Source organism: Klebsiella pneumoniae (assembly GCF_000742135.1).
GTDB lineage: Bacteria > Pseudomonadota > Gammaproteobacteria > Enterobacterales > Enterobacteriaceae > Klebsiella > Klebsiella pneumoniae.
Map to the genome: position 1 here is coordinate 2,704,953 of NZ_KN046818.1, position 18,538 is coordinate 2,723,490.

The window sequence follows — 18,538 nt, forward strand, 5'->3', positions numbered from 1 at the left end:
GTTACTCCGCCTGCACCCCAAAACTTTCGCCGCAGCCGCACTCATGCTGCGCTTTCGGGTTATGAAATTTAAAGATTTCATTTAAACCTTCCCGGACATAATCCAACTCGGTGCCGTCGATGAACGGCATCGCCTGCAGCGGCGCAAACAGCTTCGCCCCGTCAGATTCAAAGAGCAGATCGTCGGGCGCCGGCTCGGCAATCATTTCGAGCACATAGCCAAAACCAGCGCAGCCGCTGGTTTTAATGCCCAGCCGCAGCCCTTTCTTATCCGGCTGCTTGCGCATCAGATCGCGGATATGCGCGGCAGCGGCCGGCGTCATGGTCAGTCCCTGCCAGCTGAAATCGGCGGGATTAAAAGTTCCTGCTTGTACTTCCATCGATAGACCTCCAGGTTGGCGCCATCAAGGCATACCGCCATGTTAGTGATAATGATTATCACTTCAACCCTTCTGCAGCAGGGGTATTGCCTCATTTAGCGCTTTTTATAAGCATAGACCCTCGCCCGGGGATTATCAGGGCGTGCAAATAGAACTTAATGCATTGATTTATAATATTTTATTTTGAAATCATTCTATCTCCGCACGCAATGGCAAAGATGTATCGAAAATACCGATTTATGCAATAGCGGCAGACCACCCTGCTGGTTATCCTTTGCAGGCGAGCATAAAGTGACAACGTAACAGAAAGACCATGCCAGCGCGGGGCGCGGCCCCGGCCATGCGCTAGAAAAAAGTGGGTAGTGAAAGCGCCCGCCGGTAACGCTTCAGGAAAGGAATAAGCGCCGCTCGCCTGGCCGCATTTGGGGAATAAAAACCAAAATAAAACGCGCAAACGGGGCTGCCAGGCGGGATACCGGCTGGCTAGGTGCCTTTACTCACCAGCCGGGCGGCCTGGACAAAGACCTCATCCTCTACCCCGTCCCCCTTCTGTCTGCCCAGCCTCACCAGTTCATCCACGATACTCCCCTGATTAATCTGCTTTTGGGTCGCCACTAAGCTAATGACCGCCGCGCCGATGGCCATGCCAATCAATGCCGTTTGTTCATCTTTATCTTTCATGGTGTCGCTCCGTCTGTCCTCCAGAGAAAGGCTAGCAAAAGATACCATCTGCTCAATTTCAAATTCACCTTCTTTACGTCTGACGCAAAGCCTGCGGCAGGGCACCTGGCAGGAGAAAAACAAACTAAGCGGCTGATTGCAATGGCATAACACTAATGAACAATTAACAGACTTGTGAGTCTTGAAATTATTTTTTAGACTCATCGGTCTGTTAATTATCAATTGCGTAAAATCTTATGCCTAATTCGACCTTATTTTTCATCACCCTTTGTCTCTCTCGCGTCCTGGTGACCTTCTTCTTCTGGATGGCAGGCATCTACGGCGTCTTTCATTTCGCGGAGATCGTTCAGGAGATGGTGACCGTCGGCCTGCCGTGGCCGGTCTTGTTCGCGGCGGGCACGATTTTTTGCCAGCTGGCGGGTTCGGCGCTGATCGTTTTTAATCCTGCCGGCTACGGCTGGATTGGATCGGGGATGCTGATTGTGTTTACATTACTCACTATTCCGCTGGGACACGCCTTCTGGGCCTTCAGTGAACCCCGGCGCACTGAGGAATTCCATATTGCGCTTGAACACATTACCGTGGTCGGAGGATTAATTATGAGCGCGCTGTTTGCAGGCTATCGGCGATGAGCGAAACCCCTCGTCAGAAAGGTCGGCCAAAAGATCCGTTGAAAACGCAGGCGATACTTCAGGCCGCCCGTAAGCTGTTTCTGGAACAGGGCCTGGAGGTGACAACGGCCGAAATCGCCCGCGTAGCCGGGGTGGCGAAAGCCACCCTGTATGCCAATTTCAGCGATAAAGAACATCTGATAGAGGCGGTCTTACGCCAGGAATCGGATCTCACCATCAGCGACCATGATTTCGCCCAGCGCCATCATCTGCCGCTGATCGAGGTACTGACGGCGTTTGGTTATCGCTTTGTCCGCTTTATCAACCAGCGGGAACTGACCGGCTGGGACCGACTGATCGCCTCGGCTGCCGTGCGTCACCCCGATCTCCCCGGCCGCTTTTACGCCGCCGGGCCGGGGCGCGCGCAGCAGATGCTGGAAGCGATCATCGCCGAGGCGATCGAAGCCGGTACTTTACGAGCCTGCGATCCGCAGGAGGCTGCCGACGAACTGGCCGGTTTATGGCTGGGAATGACCAGCCTGGCGATAAAACTTGGCGCAAGACCTCCGCTGTCCGACGACGAAATCAAACAGCGGGTTGAGCGCGCCCTGGACGTCTTTCTGCGCGCGTATTCCCTGGCGCCGGGCTGATCTCTCCTTCCCCTTTTCAGTGCTGTGGCCTGGCGCAAGGCTGATTTATTGTGCCCAATCCGCGCCCGGCGCAAAAAATAATGTCCTTACCGGTTAGCATTAAAAGAAAATAACAACCACAGAGTGCAACGCAGATTATTCCATGAGGGAATAGTAGGAATGCTAATATTTCATTTCCTCGCCGGTTTTTAGAGGCCTATAGTTTTTTTACCTGCAGAACATCCACTAAGGTTAAAAAACATAAGGACATAATAATGATTGTTTCAGCCCCCAGCGATTATCGCGAAGCCGCTCGTCGTCGTCTGCCCCGCTTCCTTTTCGATTATATTGACGGTGGCGCGGTGGCGGAAAACACCATGAACGCCAACGCCGCCGAGCTTGCCTCGGTAGCTCTTCGCCAGCGCGTACTGTCCGGGGCCGGCGAACCGACGCTGGCGACCACGATCCTTGATGACGCATGGGCGATGCCCGTGGCGCTGGGGCCCGTCGGCGCCACCGGGATGTACGCCCGCCGCGGCGAAGTCCAGGCGGCCCGCGCCGCCTCCCGCGCCGGGATCCCGTACACCTTATCCACCGTGTCGGTCTGCTCGATTGAAGAGGTGGCGAGCCACGCCAGCGGCGCGCTCTGGTCCCAGCTGTACGTACTGAAAGATCGCGGCTATATGCGTAACGCGCTGGAGCGCGCCTGGGCCGCTGGCATGAAAACCCTGGTATTTACCGTCGATATGCCAATCCCCGGCTCGCGGTATCGCGATAACCGCTCAGGGATGTCCGGGCCGCACGCCACCCTGCGACAATATCTCCAGGCTTGCACCCATCCGCGCTGGGCGATGAACGTCGGGCTGGCGGGCAGACCCCTGTCGTTTGGTAATATCGAAGCCTACACCGGCCACAAAATGACCATGGACGACTATATGGGGTTCATCAGCAACAACTTCGACCCGTCCATCGCCTGGCACGATCTGGAGTGGATCCGCGACAGCTGGCAAGGGAAATTAATCATCAAAGGGATCCTCGATGCCGACGATGCGCGCAATGCCGTGCGGCTGGGCGCCGATGGTATTGTGGTGTCGAATCATGGCGGCAGACAGCTCGATGGCGCCATCCCCACCGCCCGGGCGCTGCCCAGGGTGGTGGATGCGGTCGGCGACGATCTGACAGTGCTTGCCGATTCCGGGGTGCGCTCCGGCGTGGACGTTATACGTCTGCTGGCCCTCGGCGCGAAAGGCGTGCTGCTCGGTCGGGCCTATATTTATGCCCTGGCCGCGGCGGGCGAAGCGGGCGTGGCGCATCTGCTGCGCTTATTTGCCGAGGATATGAAGGTTACCATGACCCTCACCGGCGCGACCTCGCCATCGGCCATCAGCCTCGATTGTCTTGATCGCCTCGAACAGGATCAACACCGCACTCATGCGGTGCCGGTATCCTTACCCGCCTGACGCTGCCCGGGACCTGGCCTGGCCATGTGCCTCGCCCAGGTCCGGCAAAGTGGAATTACCTCTGAAGGTGCAACTCTGTCTGTTGTACCGTGTTCGCCGGGCGGATGCGGAACCAGATCGCGTACATGGCCGGCAGGAAGATAAGGGTCATGATGGTTCCCCCCAGCGTCCCGCCAATCAGCGTATAGGCGAGCGTTCCCCAGAAGACCGACTGGGTGAGCGGAATGAACGCCAGGATCGCCGCCAGCGCGGTCAGCAGAACCGGGCGGGCGCGCTGCACCGTCGCCTCCACCACCGCGTGGAACGGATCGAGCCCCGCCTGTTGGTTATGATGGATTTGGCCAATCAGGATCAGCGTATTGCGCATCAGGATCCCCGACAGGGCGATCAGGCCCACCAGGGCATTGATGCCAAACGGCTGATTGAACAGCAGCAGCGTCGGGACCACGCCAATCAGCCCCAGCGGCGCGGTCAGGAAAACCATGACCATCGCCGACAGCGAACGCACCTGCAGGATAATGATCAGCAGCGTGAGGGCGATCATTATCGGAAATAACGGCACCATCGCCCGGGTGGCCTTGCCGGATTCCTCAATCGACCCCGCCGTCTCGATGCGATAGCCAGGCGGCAGCGAGTCGATAATGGGCTGCAGCGGCTTCATCAGCGCGGTGGAGACATCCGGCGGCTGCAGGTTCTCCGCAACATCTCCGCGGACGGTGATGATCGGCGTGCGGTCGCGACGGCGAAGCAGCGGGTCCTCCATCCTGATCGACACGTCGCCAATCTGTGACAAGGGAACCCGCTGCCCGCCGCTGCCCACCAGGGTGAAGTCGGCGATTTTCGCCGGATCCAGACGGATGTCGCCCGCCGCGCGGCCGATCACCTGCACGGCGCGAATATCTTCCCGGACGGTGGTGATCGGGATCCCTGACAGCAGGAACTGCAGCTGCTGGGCGACGGACTGGGAGCTGAGTCCGCTCGCCTGCAGCCGGTCCTGATTGAAGCTGAAATGCATCACCGGCACCCGCGAACCCCAGTCGGTATTGACGGTGCGCATCAGCGGACTGGCCTGCAGCACCGATTTAACCCGCTCGGCGATGTCGAGCAGAGCGTGCGGATCGGGCCCCATAACCCGCCAGGCGACCGGATAAGGCGAATAAGGGCCAAACACCAGCTGAGTGACGCGCACCCGCGCCTCCGGCGCCAGGCCATTGACCACCGCCTCCCGCAGCCGCCGCTTGAGCGCCTCGCGGGCACCCTGCCCGTCGGTCAACACCACTAGTTTGGCGAAGGAGGGATCGGGCAATTCCGGAGCCATCGCCAGGTAAAAGCGCGGCGCGCCCTGGCCGATATAGCTGGTGACAATCTTCGCCTCCGGCTGCCGCTGCAGCCAGTGCTCAATTTTCGCCGCCGCGGCGCTGGTCTGGCTAATCGACGACCCGTAAGGCAGCTGCACTTCAACCAGCACTTCCGGACGATCGGAGGTGGGGAAAAACTGCTTGTTCACCACGCTCATGCCCAGGATCGCCACGATAAACAGCGCCACCACTCCGGCGGCCACGCGCCATTTATGAGCAATAACCCGGGTCAGCAGCCGACGGAAGCGCTGATAGCGCGGGGTGTCATACAGCGCGGCGTGGCCGGCCGCCACGGGCTTTCTGTCCGGCAACAGGTGCACCCCCAGCCAGGGGGTAAAAATCACCGCCACAATCCAGGAGGCAATCAGCGCGATACCGACGATCCAGAACACATTGCTGGCGTACTCCCCGGCGGTGGACTGCGCAAATCCATTGGGCATAAAGCCCACGGCCGTCACCAGGGTCCGGCCAGCATGGGCGCGGCGGTATGGCTCCAGGCATAGGCCGAGGCTTTGAGGCGGTCATACCCCTCCTCCATTTTGACCACCATCATTTCGATGGCAATGATGGCATCATCCACCAGCAGCCCCAGGGCGAGGATCAGCGAGCCGAGAGTGATGCGGTCGAAGTTTTTGCCGGTCGCCTCCATCACCACAAACACCACGGCGAGGGTTAAAGGCACCGCCGCCGCGACCACCACGCCCACGCGCCACCCCATGCTGACAAAGCACGCCGCCATCACCACCAGCAGGGCGACAAAGAATTTGATCATGAACTCATCGACCGCGGCGCTGATATTCACCGACTGATCGGTCACCTTGGTCAACGACATGCCGAGCGGCAGGTTCTGATTGATGCTGGCCGTTTCGGCATCCAGCGCTTTTCCCAGCGCCAGACCATTCCAGCCCTCACGCATCACCACCCCCAGCAGCAGCGCCGGTTCGCCCTGATGGCGGATCAGGAAGGTGGCGGGATCTTCATACCCTCGCTCAACCGTGGCGACATCGGCCAGTTTCAGCGTTCTGCCCCCGGCAATAATCGGCGTGTCGCGGATCTGCTGCAGGCGGTCAAACGCCCCATCGAGGCGGATAAAGATCTGCCCGCCCCGGGTCTCAATGGCCCCGGCGGCGGTCAGCACATTCTGGCTGTTCAGCGCGGCAAAAATCGCCTCTGGCGAAAGGCCCAGGGTGGCGAGACGATCATGAGAAAACGAGAGATAAATGCGCTCCGCCTGTTCGCCGAGGATATTCACTTTTTTCACCCCGGATACATGCAGCAGCTGCTGGCGCAGGGCTTCAGCGTCACGCACCAGCTGCCGCGGCGGCTCTCCCCGCGCTTTCAGAGCAAAGAGGGCAAAGGTGACATCGGCGAATTCGTCATTCATCATCGGGCCGGAGACGCCGGCAGGCAGGTTTTTCGCCTCATCCCCGAGCTTTTTGCGCGCCTGATAAAACTGCTCCGGCACCTCGGAAGGCGGGGTCTGATCCTGCAGCGACAGGGTGATCAACGCTATGCCAGGGCGGGTATAGGTCTCCGTGCGATCGTACCACTTTAGCTCCTGGAGTCGTTTTTCCAGCGGCTCGGCGACCTGATCCTGCATCTCCTGCGCGGTGGCGCCGGGCCAGACGGTAATGACCGTCATTTGCTTGACCGTAAAGGGCGGATCTTCCGCTCTCCCGAGTCCGAAGAACGCCACCAGCCCGGCGACGGAGATAAGGATAATCAAAAACAGAGTCACCGACCGCTCGCGGACGGCCAGCGCGGAGAGATTAAAACGCCCGGCGCTCATGGCTGGCTCCCGGCGGCATTATGCCCGCGTCGTTCCGCCAGACGCACCGCCTCGCCCTGGTGCAGAAGATGGGCGCCCAGGGCGACGATCGGCTCGCCGGGCTTCAGCGGGCCGGTCACCCGCGCGGTTTCATCATCCAGGCCGAGCACAGTTACCGGTTGCCAGGAGACGGTGGCCGGACGAGAGGCAATGCGCCAGACGCCAGGGCCGTTACCCGGATCGTAGACCGACGCCAGGGGCACCGCCAGCACCTGGCCTGGCGCCTGGTCGTTGCCGATGCGCAGGGTCACGGTAGACCCCAGCGGGGCATTCGCCAGCGCGCCGTTCAGTACATAGCGCGCTTCAAAGGTGCGGGTGGTGGCGTCAGCCGCGTCCGAAAGCAGGCGCAGGGTCGCCGTGACCGGCTGAGATTCGCTGCCATAGCGTGTCGCCAGCGCCTCGCTGCCGACCGCCGGGCGCAGCGTCTCCGGCAGTTGCACCCGCGCTTCGCGCTGCCCCGCCCGCGCCAGGCGGATCACCACCTGCCCGGCGCTAACCACCTGCCCCGGCTCAGCGAGGGTTTCCACTACCACGCCGTCAGCATCCGCCAGCAGTCCGGCATAGCCGGTGGCGTTTTGCGCCACATTGGCCTGCGCCTGGGCCGCGCTGAGGTCGGCTCTCGCCGCCTCTGCCGCTGCGTTAATCTGGTCGAATTCCGCGGCAGAGATGGCGCCGCTCGCCACCAGGCCGCGATAGCGGGCCAGATCGTTGGCCGCCTTTTTGGCTCGCGCCCGCGCGGCATCTACGGCCCGCTGTTGGGACTGCGCCTGCAAGGCTAGATCAGCCGGATCCAGGCGCAGCAGCAGCTGACCGCGCTTGACGCTCTGCCCGGTTTCCACCCGCCGTTCAAGCACTTTTCCCGCCACCCTGAAACCGAGGTCGCTTTGGGTTCGGGCCACTACCACGCCGGTAAAGGCCCGCGAGCCGGCCTCCGCGCGCTCGACGGTCGCCACCCGGACCAGCGGCGGCCGGATGCGGGGGTCGTCATGATCGGCAGGTTCGCCGCAGCCCGCGAGGGCCAGCGGCAGGAGGCAGACGGCAAGATGGACGGCGTTGAGCCTGAGCATGGGTCACCTTAATGAAAAGACCGGATGGTGACCGCATTCTCAGACCAGTGACCAATAAAGCCAATGGTCACTAATCAGGGGGAAAGACTTCTCAGGATCAGGGAGGCAAGCAGCACCGCCGCGGTGGGCGCGGTGTCGAGATTGTATTGCAACTGCACCGGATTGATGAAAGGACACATCACCATATACACCGCCAAGGTCGCTTCATCCAGCGGGGTTTTGCGCTCGAACTCACCCGCCTGGCGGCCTTCGACAAGGATTTGACCAATCAGCTGCTGCAGATGACCGGCATACTGTTCCGTTGAAGGCCATTTATCGCGCGCCGCGACGGCGGCGATGTCGTACAGTTTGCGATCCTCGAAAAACAGTTCACTGCCGGCCTCGGTCAGCGCCCGGAACAGGCGGCGCAGTTTCTCGCTGGCGGACGGCGCATCGGCGATGGCCGCGCTGACGGCCACCATGATCTTCTCCAGCCGGCTGGCGCAAATCGCCTCGCCAATCGCCTGCTTGGAGTCAAAGAATTTATAGATATAGGCTTTGGAAAAGCCTATCGCTTTGGCGAGATCGGTGACCGTCGTTTTCTCATAGCCATAGCGACTAAAGTGCGCCATGGCCGCGTCAAGAATCTGGTCCCGAACGCTGTGGTCATGGGGACCACGGCTTGCAGGGGTGGGGGTATTTTTCGTCATCCGTTTAGCTTAATGCGATCGCTATCGTTTGACAACGAGTGACGTTATTATGATTTGGTCACAATAACGCCCCGCTCTGTGATCCTCTTGCCGCGTTACGCCTCACCCGCCTCTTGGTTTATCGCGCCGGCGGGCAGACAACCCAGGCCTTGCAGCGTCTGATACACCGCGCTGTCGAGCGGGGTATGCGGTTCCGCGCCTAAAAAATCAACCAGTTTATCGTTGCGCAGGCGTACCGGCAGACGCCAGAGATAGTGCATCTCGACCATTTCGCGCAGGGTGGCGTTGAAGGGCGCCGCCAGCTTCACCAGCCACCAGGGAAAGGACTTCGCTACCGCCCTGCCGCCATAGCGGGCGACCACCCGCTGGATCGCCTGACTCATTTCGCTGCCGTCCGAGTCCCAGTGGCCCTGCATATGAAAGCGAGCAAACGGCTCAAGCTCATGCCTGCGGGCCAGCAGCGCGGCGATGGTGTCGGCGACGTCGGGCAGCCAGGCCCACTGATGCCCGACGCCGATCGTCCCCGGGTAGCTAATGATGCGGGGAAGCTGACCAGGCTTGACCAGCCCCTGCGAAAACCAGTTATTTCCGGCGCGCGGGCCAAAAAAATCGCCCGCCCGGACAATCAACGCCCGGCCGCCGCGCTGCACGTAATCCTCCAGCGCCAGCTCCATCGCCACCCGGATGGCGCCTTTGCGGGTCACCGGCTGTTGTGCGGCCTCTTCAGCAATCAGCGGAAAGGCATCCGGTCCATAGTTGTAGACCGTGCCGGGCAGGACTACAAGCGCCCGCTGCCGTTCGGCGGCCTGCAGGGTGTTGCGCAGCATAGGCAGTACCTGTTGCCGCCAGTGCCGGTAGCCCGGCGGATTCACCGCATGGACGATAACGTCGCAACCGGCAGCCGCCGCCGCGACCTGGCCGCCATCCAGCGCGTCGCCGGCTATCCACTGTATGCCATCTTCGGGATCACGTATCTGGGCGCCGCGCTTCAGCGCCCGAACCTGCCAGTTGTCTGCCACCAGCCGGCGCGCCACTTCCCCGCCGATGCCCCCGCTTGCTCCCAGAATAAGTACCTTGCCGCTGCTGTTCATCCTCTTTCCCCGTTCGCTAATGGATGCTTGACAGCCTACCTGTGGCTCATATCAAATGAAATTGCATACCATCGTCGAGCGGCTATACATATTTGTATGAATACCTCTATTCCCTGGGAGTGGTACCGAACCTTTCTCGCCGTCCTGCAGGAAGGCTCTTTATCGGGCGCATCGCGTACCCTGAACATCACTCAGCCGACGGCGGGGCGCCATATTGCCGGGCTGGAAAACGCCCTCGGCCAGGCCTTATTTACCCGCTCGCAAACCGGCCTGCTGGCGACCGACGCGGCGCTGGCGCTGCGGGTGCACGCCGAGGCGATGGACAATACCGCCCGGGCGCTGGAACGCACCGCGGCTAACTTCAGTCGCGACAGAGCCGAGCTGCGTGGCGTGGTGCGGGTGGCCGCCAGCGAGGTGGTCGGCGCCGAGGTGCTGCCGCCGCTGGTTGCCCGGCTCAGGCAGGCGTGCCCGAATATCGTCATCGAACTGATGCTCTCCAATCGGTTTCAGGATCTGCTTCACCGGGAGGCGGATATTGCGGTGCGGATGGTCGCCCCGCAGCAGGAGCAGCTTATCGCCCGCCGTCTCGGCAGGATCGAGCTTGGGTTACATGCCACCGCCGCCTACCTGACGCGGCAGGGCCTGCCCGCGACCCTCGACGATCTGGCCAGCCACGCGCTAATTGGTTTTGATAGCGCCACCCCTCTCGTGCGCCGGGCGCTGCAGGCTTACCCCCGTTTTCAGCGCGAGGCGTTCGCGATGCGGACCGATAGCGACCTCGCCCAGTTGAGCCTGATCCGCGCCGGAGCGGGGATCGGCATCTGCCAGGCGCCTCTTGCGGATGGCATTATTCCCCTGCAGCGAGTGCTGGCGGCCGACTTTTCTCTGTATCTTGATACCTGGCTGGTAATGCATGAGGATCTGCGCCACAGCCCTGCCTGTAAGCGGGTATTTGATTTTCTCGCCCAGGGGTTGCAGGCGTATATTCGTGGCCCACTGGCGAGCTGACCCACCCCATCGCGCGGGCATTTCATTGCCTGCGGAAATAGTCACTCATTGACACTGTAAATATGGCATTGTATAAAACCCCGCCCCAATAATGAGTTTCATTTGCATTACTCCCATTTGCTGGTCATCCACTCGCCTGTTTACAAGGATAGCGTTTAATGAAGAAGGTCCTTTGCGCGTTAGGCTTGATGTTCACCGCCGTCAGTTCCGCGCTGGCAACAACCTACCCCCTGACGATTGAAAACTGCGGCTATCAGGAGACCTTCACCCGGCCGCCGGAGCGCGTGGTCGCGCTGGGGCAAAATACGGTCGAAATTCTGCTGCTGCTCGGGCTGCAAAAGCAGGTGGTCGCCAGCGCCTTCTGGCCGACCAGCGTTTTACCGCAGCTGGCTGAGCAAAACGCGAAGATTAAAACCTTGACGGTGGAAATTCCGAGCCTGGAATCGGTGCTGGCGCAAAATCCTGATTTCGTTCCCGCCCAGTTGCCGCTGCTGCTGGGGCCGGAAAGCAAAGTCGCCAGGCGTGAAGATCTCGCCACCGTCGGCGTGAACAGCTACGTCTCACCGGGGATGTGCGCCACTAAAAAGGCCACCGGCGATTTGTACGGCAGCCGGCAAAAGCTGTGGGATATGACCTGGCTGTATCAGGAAATTAGCGATTTCGCCCGCATTTTCAACGTCGAAGATCGTGGTCAGGCGCTGATTGCCGATTTCAAAAAACGTGAAGCCGACCTGCGCCAGGAGTTTGGTAAAAGCAAAAAGGATCTCTCCTTCGTCTTCTGGTTCTCCAGCGCCTCACCTTCGGCCGATGCCTATGTCGGCGGCAAAAACAGCGCCTCCGGATTTATCGCCAGCGTGCTGGGCGGACATAATGCGATCACCTCCGAAACCGAGTGGCCCACGGTGAGCTGGGAGAGCATTATTGCCGCCAACCCGGATGTGATCGTGGTCGCCAGCCTGGATCGTAACCGCTGGGCGCTGGATAAGGCCGAGGAGAAGATCAAATTCCTCAAAAGCGATCCCGCCGTCAGCCAGCTGGAGGCGGTGAAAAAAGGCCATATCGTGGTCATGGACGGTCAGGCGATGAATCCGACCATTCGCACGCTTTACGGCGCGGAACAGGTGGGCGAGCAGCTGAGAAAAATGGGGCTGAACTGATGAGCGTCGCCGCGATTGAGACGCGCCGCAGCATACTGCTCACCGGCTGGTGTGTACTGGCAGCGATCGTGCTGGCGCTGGTGATCGCTGTTGGCGTCAGCGTTGGCGAGCTGGCCATCCCGCTGCAGAATGTCTTTTACGCTATCAGCAACAGAACCGGCTTAACCGCTGAGCCGCTCAACCGTATCTATGAGAGCGTTATCTGGGATTTCCGCCTCAGCCGCGCGCTGGTCGCCGCCTGCTGCGGCGCAGGCCTCGCTATCTGCGGCGTCGTGCTGCAAAGCCTGCTGAAGAATGCCCTCGCGGAACCCTACGTCCTCGGCGTCTCCGCCGGGGCCTCCACCGGCGCGGTGTCGATCGTGGTGCTGGGCCTTGGCGCTGGCGCAATTTCCCTCTCGGCCGGGGCCTTTGCCGGGGCCTTCGCCGCCTTCGCCTTTGTCGCCTTGCTGACTAACGGCGCGCGCGGCGGCAATGAGCGTACGGTTCTTGCGGGCGTCGCCGCCTCGCAGTTATTTAACGCCATCACGGCCTATACCATCAGCACCTCCGCCAGCGCGCAGCAGGCGCGCGATGTGATGTTCTGGCTGCTGGGCAGCTTCAGCGGCGTTCGCTGGCCCGAATTCCAACTGGTCATTGTGGTGGTGCTCGCGGGTCTGGCGGTCTGCCTGTGGTATGCCCGGGCGCTGGACGCGTTCACCTTCGGCGACGATGCCGCCGCCTCGCTGGGGATTGCTGTGCCGCGCGTGCGCCTGATCCTCTTCACCACTGCGGCGCTGATCACCGCCACCATCGTCAGCATGGCCGGCTCAATCGGCTTTGTTGGCCTGGTGGTGCCGCACGTGATGCGTTTCTTCTTTGGCCCGCTGCACCGAACGTTGCTGATCGCCAGCGCGCTGGCAGGGGCGATATTGATGGTACTGGCGGACATTGCGTCGCGCCTGCTGATTGCCCCGCAAAGTCTGCCCGTTGGGGTAGTAACCGCCCTGGTTGGGGTGCCTTTCTTTGCCGTGATTATCTACCGCTCAAGGAATAAGTGATGAGTATTTGCGCTGAAAATATCACCTGGAAGGCAGGCAAAAAGGTCATCGTCAATAATGTCTCGCTGCGGGTGCCGCGCGGCGAAACGGTCGGACTGCTGGGGCCCAACGGCTGCGGCAAATCCTCGCTGCTGCGCGTTCTGGCGGGCCTGCGCCGCCCGGATGCAGGTCGCGTCACCCTCGACGGCCAGGATATCGCCCGGATGGCGAAAAAGCAGCTCGCCCGCCGCGTGGCTTTCGTCGAGCAACACGGCATGACCGAGGCCAATATGCGGGTGCGCGACGTCGTGCGCCTGGGACGCATTCCCCACCACTCTCCGTTCTCAAACTGGAGCGCTCAGGATGACGAGGCGATTGCCGCCGCGCTGCAGCGGGTAGCGATGCTGGAGAAAAGCGAACAGGGATGGTTAAGCCTCTCCGGCGGCGAGCGGCAGCGGGTGCATATCGCCCGCGCGCTGGCGCAGAGCCCGAGCGAAATCCTGCTGGATGAGCCGACCAACCATCTGGATATACACCATCAGATGCAGTTAATGCAGTTGATCAGCGAGCTGCCGGTAACCAGCATTGTGGCCATTCACGATCTTAACCATGCCGCGATGTTCTGCGATTCGCTGATCGTGATGCAGCAGGGGCAGATCCTCGCCAGCGGGACGCCGGAGGAGATTTTGTCCGAAGGGCTGCTGTGGGACGTTTTCCGGGTGAAAACCAAAATCGAGATCTCCCCTTACCACGGCAAAAAGCACATTCATTTCATCATTTAGGTTGGGCGGATATGTCTCTTTTCTCCTTGCGCCCTGCGGCAACCCTCTGGCCTCCGGTATTACTGGGAAGCCAGTTCGTTTTTAATATTGGCTTTTACGCGGTCGTTCCTTTCCTCGCCCTCTTCCTGCGCGACGACATGCTGCTCTCAGGCGGACTTATCGGCCTGATCCTCGGGCTGCGTACCTTCTCCCAACAGGGGATGTTTATCCTCGGCGGGACGCTGGCCGACCGCTATGCGCTAAGGCGATCATTCTCGCCGGCTGCGTCGTTCGCGTCGCCGGTTTTCTCCTGCTGGCGTGCGGGGCGTCGCTGTGGCCCATTATCCTCGGCGCCTGCCTGACCGGCGTCGGCGGCGCCCTGTTCTCCCCGTCGATAGAGGCCCTGCTGGCGCGGGCCGGCACCCTCAGCCAGGCCAACGGGAAACGCAGTCGCGCCGAGTGGTTTGCGCTGTTTGCGGTATGCGGTGAACTGGGAGCGGTGATCGGCCCGGTGGCCGGAGGCGTGCTGAGCGGGATCGGCTTTCGGCATATCGCCCTCGCCGGCGCGGGAATATTTCTTCTGGCGCTGGCGGTGCTCTTTTTCTGTCTGCCCGCCGACGGGCACACGACAACAACGCGCAGACGAGTCCCATGGTGGACGCCTTTGCGCCAGCCGCGCTTTGTCGCGTTTATTCTCGCCTACAGCTCATGGCTGTTGAGCTACAACCAACTGTACCTCGCCCTGCCGGTGGAAATCCAACGTTCCGGCGGCCGCGAGCAGGATCTGGCGCCGCTCTTTATGCTGGCCTCGCTGTTGATTATCACCCTCCAGCTCCCTCTCGCCCGCTTCGCCCGGCGAATGGGCGCCGTGCGCATCCTGCCGGTGGGCTTTCTGCTGCTGTCGGCTTCCTTTGCCAGCGTGGCGTTATTCGCCGCCGCCCCACCCGCCGAAGGTTGGCTGCGGTTAATGCCGGCGGCTGGTTTTGTCACGCTGCTCACTCTCGGCCAGATGCTGTTAGTGCCCGCAGCCAAGGATCTGATCCCGCTGTTCGCCGAGGAGTCGACGCTGGGCGCCCACTACGGAGCGCTCGCCACCGCAGGAGGGTGCGCGGTGTTAGCCGGGAATTTACTGCTCGGTCATTTGCTTGACCAGGCGCTCATTCCCTCGCCGCAGGCGGTTTATCCCTGGCTTCTGCTGGCGCTGTTTCCGCTGTGCAGCGCCGTCGCCCTGCGGGCAATCTGTCGCCCGCTGGCGGCAACATGACGCAGAGCGGGCGACAGCCCGCTCTGGAAGTGAACCGACGATAAAGTACACCGCCTGGGGAAGATAACGGGCGCGCCCCGCCTTACTTTGCCGCCAGCTCGCGACGAATAATCTCGGCGCCGGCGCTCAGGGCGTGCAGTTTGCCGGTCGCGACATGGCGCGGCAGCGGCGCCATACCGCAGTTGGTGGACGGGTAGAGTTTGTCGGCATCGACGAACGCCAGCGCCTTGCGCAGGGTTCCAGCCACCTCTTCCGGGGTTTCGATAGCATGGCTGGCGACATCGATCGCCCCGACCATCACCTTTTTACCGCGGATCAACTCCAGCAGATCCATCGGCACGCGCGAGTTGTGGCACTCGAGAGAGATAATATCAAGGGACGATTTCTGCAGCTGCGGGAAAGCCTCTTCATACTGTCGCCACTCGGAGCCCAGCGTCTTTTTCCAGTCGGTATTGGCCTTGATGCCATAGCCGTAGCAGATATGCACCGCTGTCTCACACTTCAGCCCTTCGGTGGCTCGTTCTAAGGCGGCGATCCCCCAGTCGTTGACCTCATCGAAGAAGACGTTAAAGGCCGGCTCATCGAACTGAATAATATCAACCCCCGCAGCCTCTAACTCTTTCGCTTCCTGATTGAGGATTTTGGCAAATTCCCAGGCCAGCTTTTCCCGGCTTTTATAGTGGTTGTCATACAGCGTGTCGATCATGGTCATCGGGCCCGGAAGCGCCCATTTGATCGGCTGACTGGTGAGCTGCCGCAGATAGCGAGCGTCCTCCACGAAGACAGGTTTCTGGCGCTCCACGGCGCCCACCACCGTTGGAACACTGGCCTCATAGCGGTTACGAATTTTCACGATCTCGCGTTTGGCAAAATCCACCCCGCTGAGGTGCTCGATGAAGGTGGTGACAAAGTGCTGCCGCGTTTGCTCGCCGTCGCTGACAATATCGATCCCGGCCCGCAGCTGGTCGTCGAGGGATAACCGCAAGGCGTCGCGCTTGCCGGCCAGTAATTCTTCGCTGGACAGTTTCCAGGGCGACCACAGGGTCTCTGGCTGCGCCAGCCAGGAAGGTTTCGGTAAACTGCCGGCGGTCGATGTCGGAAGCCATGTTTTCATAGTCATTAGCCTTTTATATGGGTTTAGCAAAGCGCGAAATTAGCAGACCATTGCTCAAGCAACGTCTTGTGCGGGTTGATAAAATGTTGTTGTGTAAATTTCCCCTGCTCAATCGCCAACAGGCTGCGCTCTTCCCGGTCATAGACGATTTTTGTTAATGAATGATCCAGGTGGCTGAGATTGGGCTGATAGTATTGCCCCGCCGGGGAGTTGGCATTGTAGATCTCCGGGCGATATATTTTCTGAAACGTCTCCATCGTGCTGATGGTGGCGATCAGTTCCAGGCTGGTGTAATCGCTGAGCAGATCGCCGGTAAAATAAAAGGCCAACGGCGCGACGCTGTTTTTTGGCATAAAATAGCGTACCTGCAGCCCCATTTTGCTGAAATAGCGCTCGGTCAGCGAGACGCCTTCCTGAGCATATTCAATGCCGAGGACCGGATGTTCGTTACCGGTGCGATGGTAAACATCTTTACTGGAGACGCTCAGGCAAATCACCGGCGTCTTGCTGAAGTTGGCGCGCCAGGCGCTGGATTGCACAAAATCCTTAAAGATATTGCCGTGCAGCTCGCCAAAGTTTTCCGGTACGCTGAAGCGACTCTGGTCCTTATTATGTTCCAGAAGCAGTACGCTAAAATCGTAATCCCGCACATAGGAGGAGAAGTTATTGCCGACGATACCGGCATGACGCTCCCCGCTCTTTTTATCGACAATATGCGTTTGCAGGATCTCAATCACCGGGAAGCTGGCGCTATCCTGAGCAATATTCATCTCGACAGAAATAATATCCAGTTCCACCGCATAGCGATCGTTATGGGGATTATCCCAGTGGGCCAGGCTATTAAAACGGTTATTCATCATGATTAACGTATTGCGCAGATTTTCCTCACGGTTCACCCCTCTGGCTAAATTAGCGAAGTTGGTGGTAATACGCGTATTTTCCGCAGGGTTATAGTTTTCATCAAACCGGGTGCGCTTAATCGTATAGGTAAATTTATTATTCATGGCGATTGTCCATCCTGATGGCGGGCATAAAGCGAACCCGGCGGAATACTCTCCACCAGCCTGGCGACGCGGAGTCAGGCCGGGCGCGCTTCAACCGGTAAATGTTGTTGATTCGTTAATGAACCTATTTTTGCCAGAGTCAGCGCTGGAGGGAAAGCGACTTAAATTCAATGCAACATGAGCCATCCTCATGTTGCTCCAGGCGGTGGCCGATGGCCGACGCAGGCCGACGCAGGCCGACGCAGGCCGACGCAGGCCGACGCAGGCCGACGCAGGCCGACAATATTAGTCAATAAACGTTTGTTCAATGGAAGTAGGCAGGGTACACTCTTTAACCACTATAAGATGGGCTTACCTGCCCGCCGTACCCGTTTAGCGGAGCTTTTGTCGTACAGAATGATTGTTGATATCAGTATTATGTCGATGTGCATGGCCGTACTGCTGAATTAAGAGGCTCCCGAACGCAATGACACTCGCTCTCATCTGACCTCCACATTCGCGAGGAAAAAAGAAGATTCAGAGGATTCGCGCCGCCTGGGATTGTTCCTCCTGCCGGCACCCTCTACTCTTTTGGGACTTGCTTATTGAGGAATCCCGGATGAAAAAAGCTCTGCTTGCCCTGTTCGCTATCGCCACCGTTACCACCGCCAGCGCCTTTGCGGCTGATAAAACCGACGTCCCGGCGCCTGTCGTCGATAACGGAGTCCGCCCGCCGATGGAGAGGGATCGTGGCCCCCTGCCGCCGTTCCCGCCGCAGCTTCCGCCGCACAGACCGGTGCTGTTTTCAGCCACGGTAGCAACCGATACGCCAGCGGAAACCATTAACAAACTGACCGCGCTGATCCCCGCCGGCCAGGCGAAACACTACGAAGTGCACGTTGAGGTGGTGCCGGTTGGCGAGGGAACCGACAGACAATAGCCCAGGGGAGAGCTACGCTGTCATCTGTCAGCAATAAAAAAGCTGCCGCATATCGCGGCAGCTTTTATGTACTTATTTACAGCTGAGCAGCTGAAAATTAGCTACGCACTTTCCGGTAAATAAACAGTACCACCAGCGCACCGATAACCGCTACCACGAAGCTGCCGAAATTAAACCCATCGACCTTACCAAAACCAAACAGGGTACTGATCCAGCCGCCGACCACGGCGCCGATGATCCCCAAAATAACGGTCACGATAAATCCGCCGCCATCTTTTCCCGGCATAATCCACTTGGCTAAAATACCGGCAATAAGTCCAAAAATGATCCAGGAAAGAATACCCATGGTTAACCGTCCTCTTGTTACCTTTAAGCATTTAGTATTGAAAAGAGTAGCATAAATAACGAGAGTGGATCGGTAATAATATAAATATTAGATAATTCCCTGCCGACGCCCGGCTGATCTTGTGACAACCTCTCTGGCTCTGGCAGGCCGGCTCTC

General features: G+C 59.8%; 16 protein-coding genes and 2 pseudogenes. 9 read left to right on the forward strand and 9 right to left on the reverse strand.

What is annotated here, in order from left to right; translation table 11 throughout:
- Nucleotide 1: 1 nt before the first annotated feature.
- A complete protein-coding gene (sufA, locus tag DR88_RS12610; RefSeq protein ID WP_004143232.1) occupies nt 2-379 on the reverse strand; it encodes a Fe-S cluster assembly scaffold SufA in 378 nt (125 codons plus the stop codon).
- Nucleotides 380-862: 483 nt separating this feature from the next.
- The gene (locus tag DR88_RS12605) at nt 863-1,060 is read right to left on the reverse strand and encodes a hypothetical protein (RefSeq protein WP_002908880.1); all 198 of its coding nucleotides are present in this window, start codon (nt 1,058-1,060) and stop codon (nt 863-865) included.
- 236 nt (nt 1,061-1,296) lie between these two features.
- Here DR88_RS12605 and DR88_RS12600 point away from each other — a divergent pair, with 236 nt between their 5' ends.
- The 3 genes from DR88_RS12600 (at nt 1,297) to lldD (ending at nt 3,760) form a co-directional block, all read left to right on the forward strand.
- Entirely contained in the window at nt 1,297-1,692 is a 396-nt protein-coding gene (locus DR88_RS12600; protein WP_004143228.1) for a DoxX family protein, read from the forward strand.
- Nucleotides 1,689-2,321, forward strand: coding sequence for a TetR/AcrR family transcriptional regulator (locus DR88_RS12595; RefSeq protein ID WP_002908882.1), 633 nt, complete (start codon nt 1,689-1,691; stop codon nt 2,319-2,321). The genes DR88_RS12600 and DR88_RS12595 overlap by 4 nt, the downstream gene beginning before the upstream one ends.
- 254 nt (nt 2,322-2,575) lie before the next feature.
- Complete coding sequence (gene lldD / locus DR88_RS12590) at nt 2,576-3,760, forward strand: FMN-dependent L-lactate dehydrogenase LldD (protein ID WP_004148714.1); 1,185 nt, start codon at nt 2,576-2,578, stop codon at nt 3,758-3,760.
- Nucleotides 3,761-3,815: 55 nt separating this feature from the next.
- On the opposite strand, the pseudogene DR88_RS0125965 reads toward lldD, so the two are convergent.
- From DR88_RS0125965 to DR88_RS12575, 4 genes and pseudogenes are all read right to left on the reverse strand, one after another.
- Nucleotides 3,816-6,907 (reverse strand): annotated as a pseudogene (locus DR88_RS0125965) (efflux RND transporter permease subunit).
- The gene (locus DR88_RS12585; RefSeq protein WP_004148717.1) at nt 6,904-8,013 is read right to left on the reverse strand and encodes an efflux RND transporter periplasmic adaptor subunit; all 1,110 of its coding nucleotides are present in this window, start codon (nt 8,011-8,013) and stop codon (nt 6,904-6,906) included. Before DR88_RS12585 ends, DR88_RS0125965 begins: the two are co-directional and overlap by 4 nt.
- A gap of 74 nt (nt 8,014-8,087) precedes the next feature.
- Nucleotides 8,088-8,702 (reverse strand): TetR/AcrR family transcriptional regulator, encoded by a 615-nt coding sequence (locus DR88_RS12580; protein WP_004143215.1) that lies wholly within the window; start codon nt 8,700-8,702, stop codon nt 8,088-8,090.
- Between the two features lie 95 nt (nt 8,703-8,797).
- Nucleotides 8,798-9,793 (reverse strand): NAD-dependent epimerase/dehydratase family protein, encoded by a 996-nt coding sequence (locus DR88_RS12575; RefSeq protein WP_023301051.1) that lies wholly within the window; start codon nt 9,791-9,793, stop codon nt 8,798-8,800.
- Nucleotides 9,794-9,889: 96 nt separating this feature from the next.
- Here DR88_RS12575 and DR88_RS12570 point away from each other — a divergent pair, with 96 nt between their 5' ends.
- The 5 genes and pseudogenes from DR88_RS12570 (at nt 9,890) to eitD (ending at nt 14,999) form a co-directional block, all read left to right on the forward strand.
- Nucleotides 9,890-10,801: a LysR family transcriptional regulator gene (locus DR88_RS12570; RefSeq protein WP_004180365.1), complete on the forward strand. Its 912-nt coding sequence runs from the start codon at nt 9,890-9,892 to the stop codon at nt 10,799-10,801.
- A gap of 158 nt (nt 10,802-10,959) precedes the next feature.
- Nucleotides 10,960-11,958 (forward strand): siderophore ABC transporter substrate-binding protein EitA, encoded by a 999-nt coding sequence (gene eitA, locus DR88_RS12565; protein WP_004148720.1) that lies wholly within the window; start codon nt 10,960-10,962, stop codon nt 11,956-11,958.
- Nucleotides 11,958-12,995 (forward strand): FecCD family ABC transporter permease, encoded by a 1,038-nt coding sequence (locus DR88_RS12560; protein WP_004148722.1) that lies wholly within the window; start codon nt 11,958-11,960, stop codon nt 12,993-12,995. Before eitA ends, DR88_RS12560 begins: the two co-directional genes overlap by 1 nt.
- Nucleotides 12,995-13,756 (forward strand): siderophore ABC transporter ATP-binding protein EitC, encoded by a 762-nt coding sequence (gene eitC, locus DR88_RS12555; protein ID WP_023313339.1) that lies wholly within the window; start codon nt 12,995-12,997, stop codon nt 13,754-13,756. The genes DR88_RS12560 and eitC overlap by 1 nt, the downstream gene beginning before the upstream one ends.
- Before the next feature lie 11 nt (nt 13,757-13,767).
- A pseudogene (gene eitD, locus DR88_RS0125970) lies at nt 13,768-14,999 on the forward strand (MFS transporter EitD).
- Between the two features lie 82 nt (nt 15,000-15,081).
- Here eitD and DR88_RS12550 read toward each other — a convergent pair.
- Nucleotides 15,082-16,113 carry a methionine synthase gene (locus tag DR88_RS12550; RefSeq protein ID WP_002909005.1) on the reverse strand — a complete coding sequence of 344 codons (1,032 nt, stop codon included), beginning with the start codon at nt 16,111-16,113 and terminating at the stop codon, nt 15,082-15,084.
- A gap of 23 nt (nt 16,114-16,136) precedes the next feature.
- Complete coding sequence (locus DR88_RS12545; protein WP_004148725.1) at nt 16,137-17,117, reverse strand: DUF1852 domain-containing protein; 981 nt, start codon at nt 17,115-17,117, stop codon at nt 16,137-16,139.
- A 598-nt stretch (nt 17,118-17,715) separates the two neighbouring features.
- On the opposite strand from DR88_RS12545, the gene DR88_RS12540 reads away from it, so the two are divergent.
- Nucleotides 17,716-18,036 (forward strand): hypothetical protein, encoded by a 321-nt coding sequence (locus tag DR88_RS12540; protein WP_025862142.1) that lies wholly within the window; start codon nt 17,716-17,718, stop codon nt 18,034-18,036.
- A gap of 97 nt (nt 18,037-18,133) precedes the next feature.
- On the opposite strand, the gene DR88_RS12535 is transcribed toward DR88_RS12540, so the two are convergent.
- Nucleotides 18,134-18,382, reverse strand: coding sequence for a GlsB/YeaQ/YmgE family stress response membrane protein (locus DR88_RS12535; protein WP_002909014.1), 249 nt, complete (start codon nt 18,380-18,382; stop codon nt 18,134-18,136).
- Nucleotides 18,383-18,538 lie beyond the last annotated feature (156 nt).

What these genes read in the sequence shown, in the direction of transcription:
- DR88_RS12540 (WP_025862142.1), top strand. Translation starts at nt 17,716, where the DNA reads ATGAAAAAAGCTCTGCTTGCCCTGTTCGCTATCGCCACCGTTACCACC.
- eitA (WP_004148720.1), top strand. Translation starts at nt 10,960, where the DNA reads ATGAAGAAGGTCCTTTGCGCGTTAGGCTTGATGTTCACCGCCGTCAGT.
- DR88_RS12595 (WP_002908882.1), top strand. Translation starts at nt 1,689, where the DNA reads ATGAGCGAAACCCCTCGTCAGAAAGGTCGGCCAAAAGATCCGTTGAAA.
- DR88_RS12535 (WP_002909014.1), bottom strand. Translation starts at nt 18,382, where the DNA reads ATGGGTATTCTTTCCTGGATCATTTTTGGACTTATTGCCGGTATTTTA.
- DR88_RS12600 (WP_004143228.1), top strand. Translation starts at nt 1,297, where the DNA reads ATGCCTAATTCGACCTTATTTTTCATCACCCTTTGTCTCTCTCGCGTC.
- DR88_RS12585 (WP_004148717.1), bottom strand. Translation starts at nt 8,013, where the DNA reads ATGCTCAGGCTCAACGCCGTCCATCTTGCCGTCTGCCTCCTGCCGCTG.
- DR88_RS12575 (WP_023301051.1), bottom strand. Translation starts at nt 9,793, where the DNA reads ATGAACAGCAGCGGCAAGGTACTTATTCTGGGAGCAAGCGGGGGCATC.
- eitC (WP_023313339.1), top strand. Translation starts at nt 12,995, where the DNA reads ATGAGTATTTGCGCTGAAAATATCACCTGGAAGGCAGGCAAAAAGGTC.
- DR88_RS12545 (WP_004148725.1), bottom strand. Translation starts at nt 17,117, where the DNA reads ATGAATAATAAATTTACCTATACGATTAAGCGCACCCGGTTTGATGAA.
- DR88_RS12580 (WP_004143215.1), bottom strand. Translation starts at nt 8,702, where the DNA reads ATGACGAAAAATACCCCCACCCCTGCAAGCCGTGGTCCCCATGACCAC.
- DR88_RS12560 (WP_004148722.1), top strand. Translation starts at nt 11,958, where the DNA reads ATGAGCGTCGCCGCGATTGAGACGCGCCGCAGCATACTGCTCACCGGC.
- DR88_RS12550 (WP_002909005.1), bottom strand. Translation starts at nt 16,113, where the DNA reads ATGAAAACATGGCTTCCGACATCGACCGCCGGCAGTTTACCGAAACCT.
- lldD (WP_004148714.1), top strand. Translation starts at nt 2,576, where the DNA reads ATGATTGTTTCAGCCCCCAGCGATTATCGCGAAGCCGCTCGTCGTCGT.
- DR88_RS12570 (WP_004180365.1), top strand. Translation starts at nt 9,890, where the DNA reads ATGAATACCTCTATTCCCTGGGAGTGGTACCGAACCTTTCTCGCCGTC.
- DR88_RS12605 (WP_002908880.1), bottom strand. Translation starts at nt 1,060, where the DNA reads ATGAAAGATAAAGATGAACAAACGGCATTGATTGGCATGGCCATCGGC.
- sufA (WP_004143232.1), bottom strand. Translation starts at nt 379, where the DNA reads ATGGAAGTACAAGCAGGAACTTTTAATCCCGCCGATTTCAGCTGGCAG.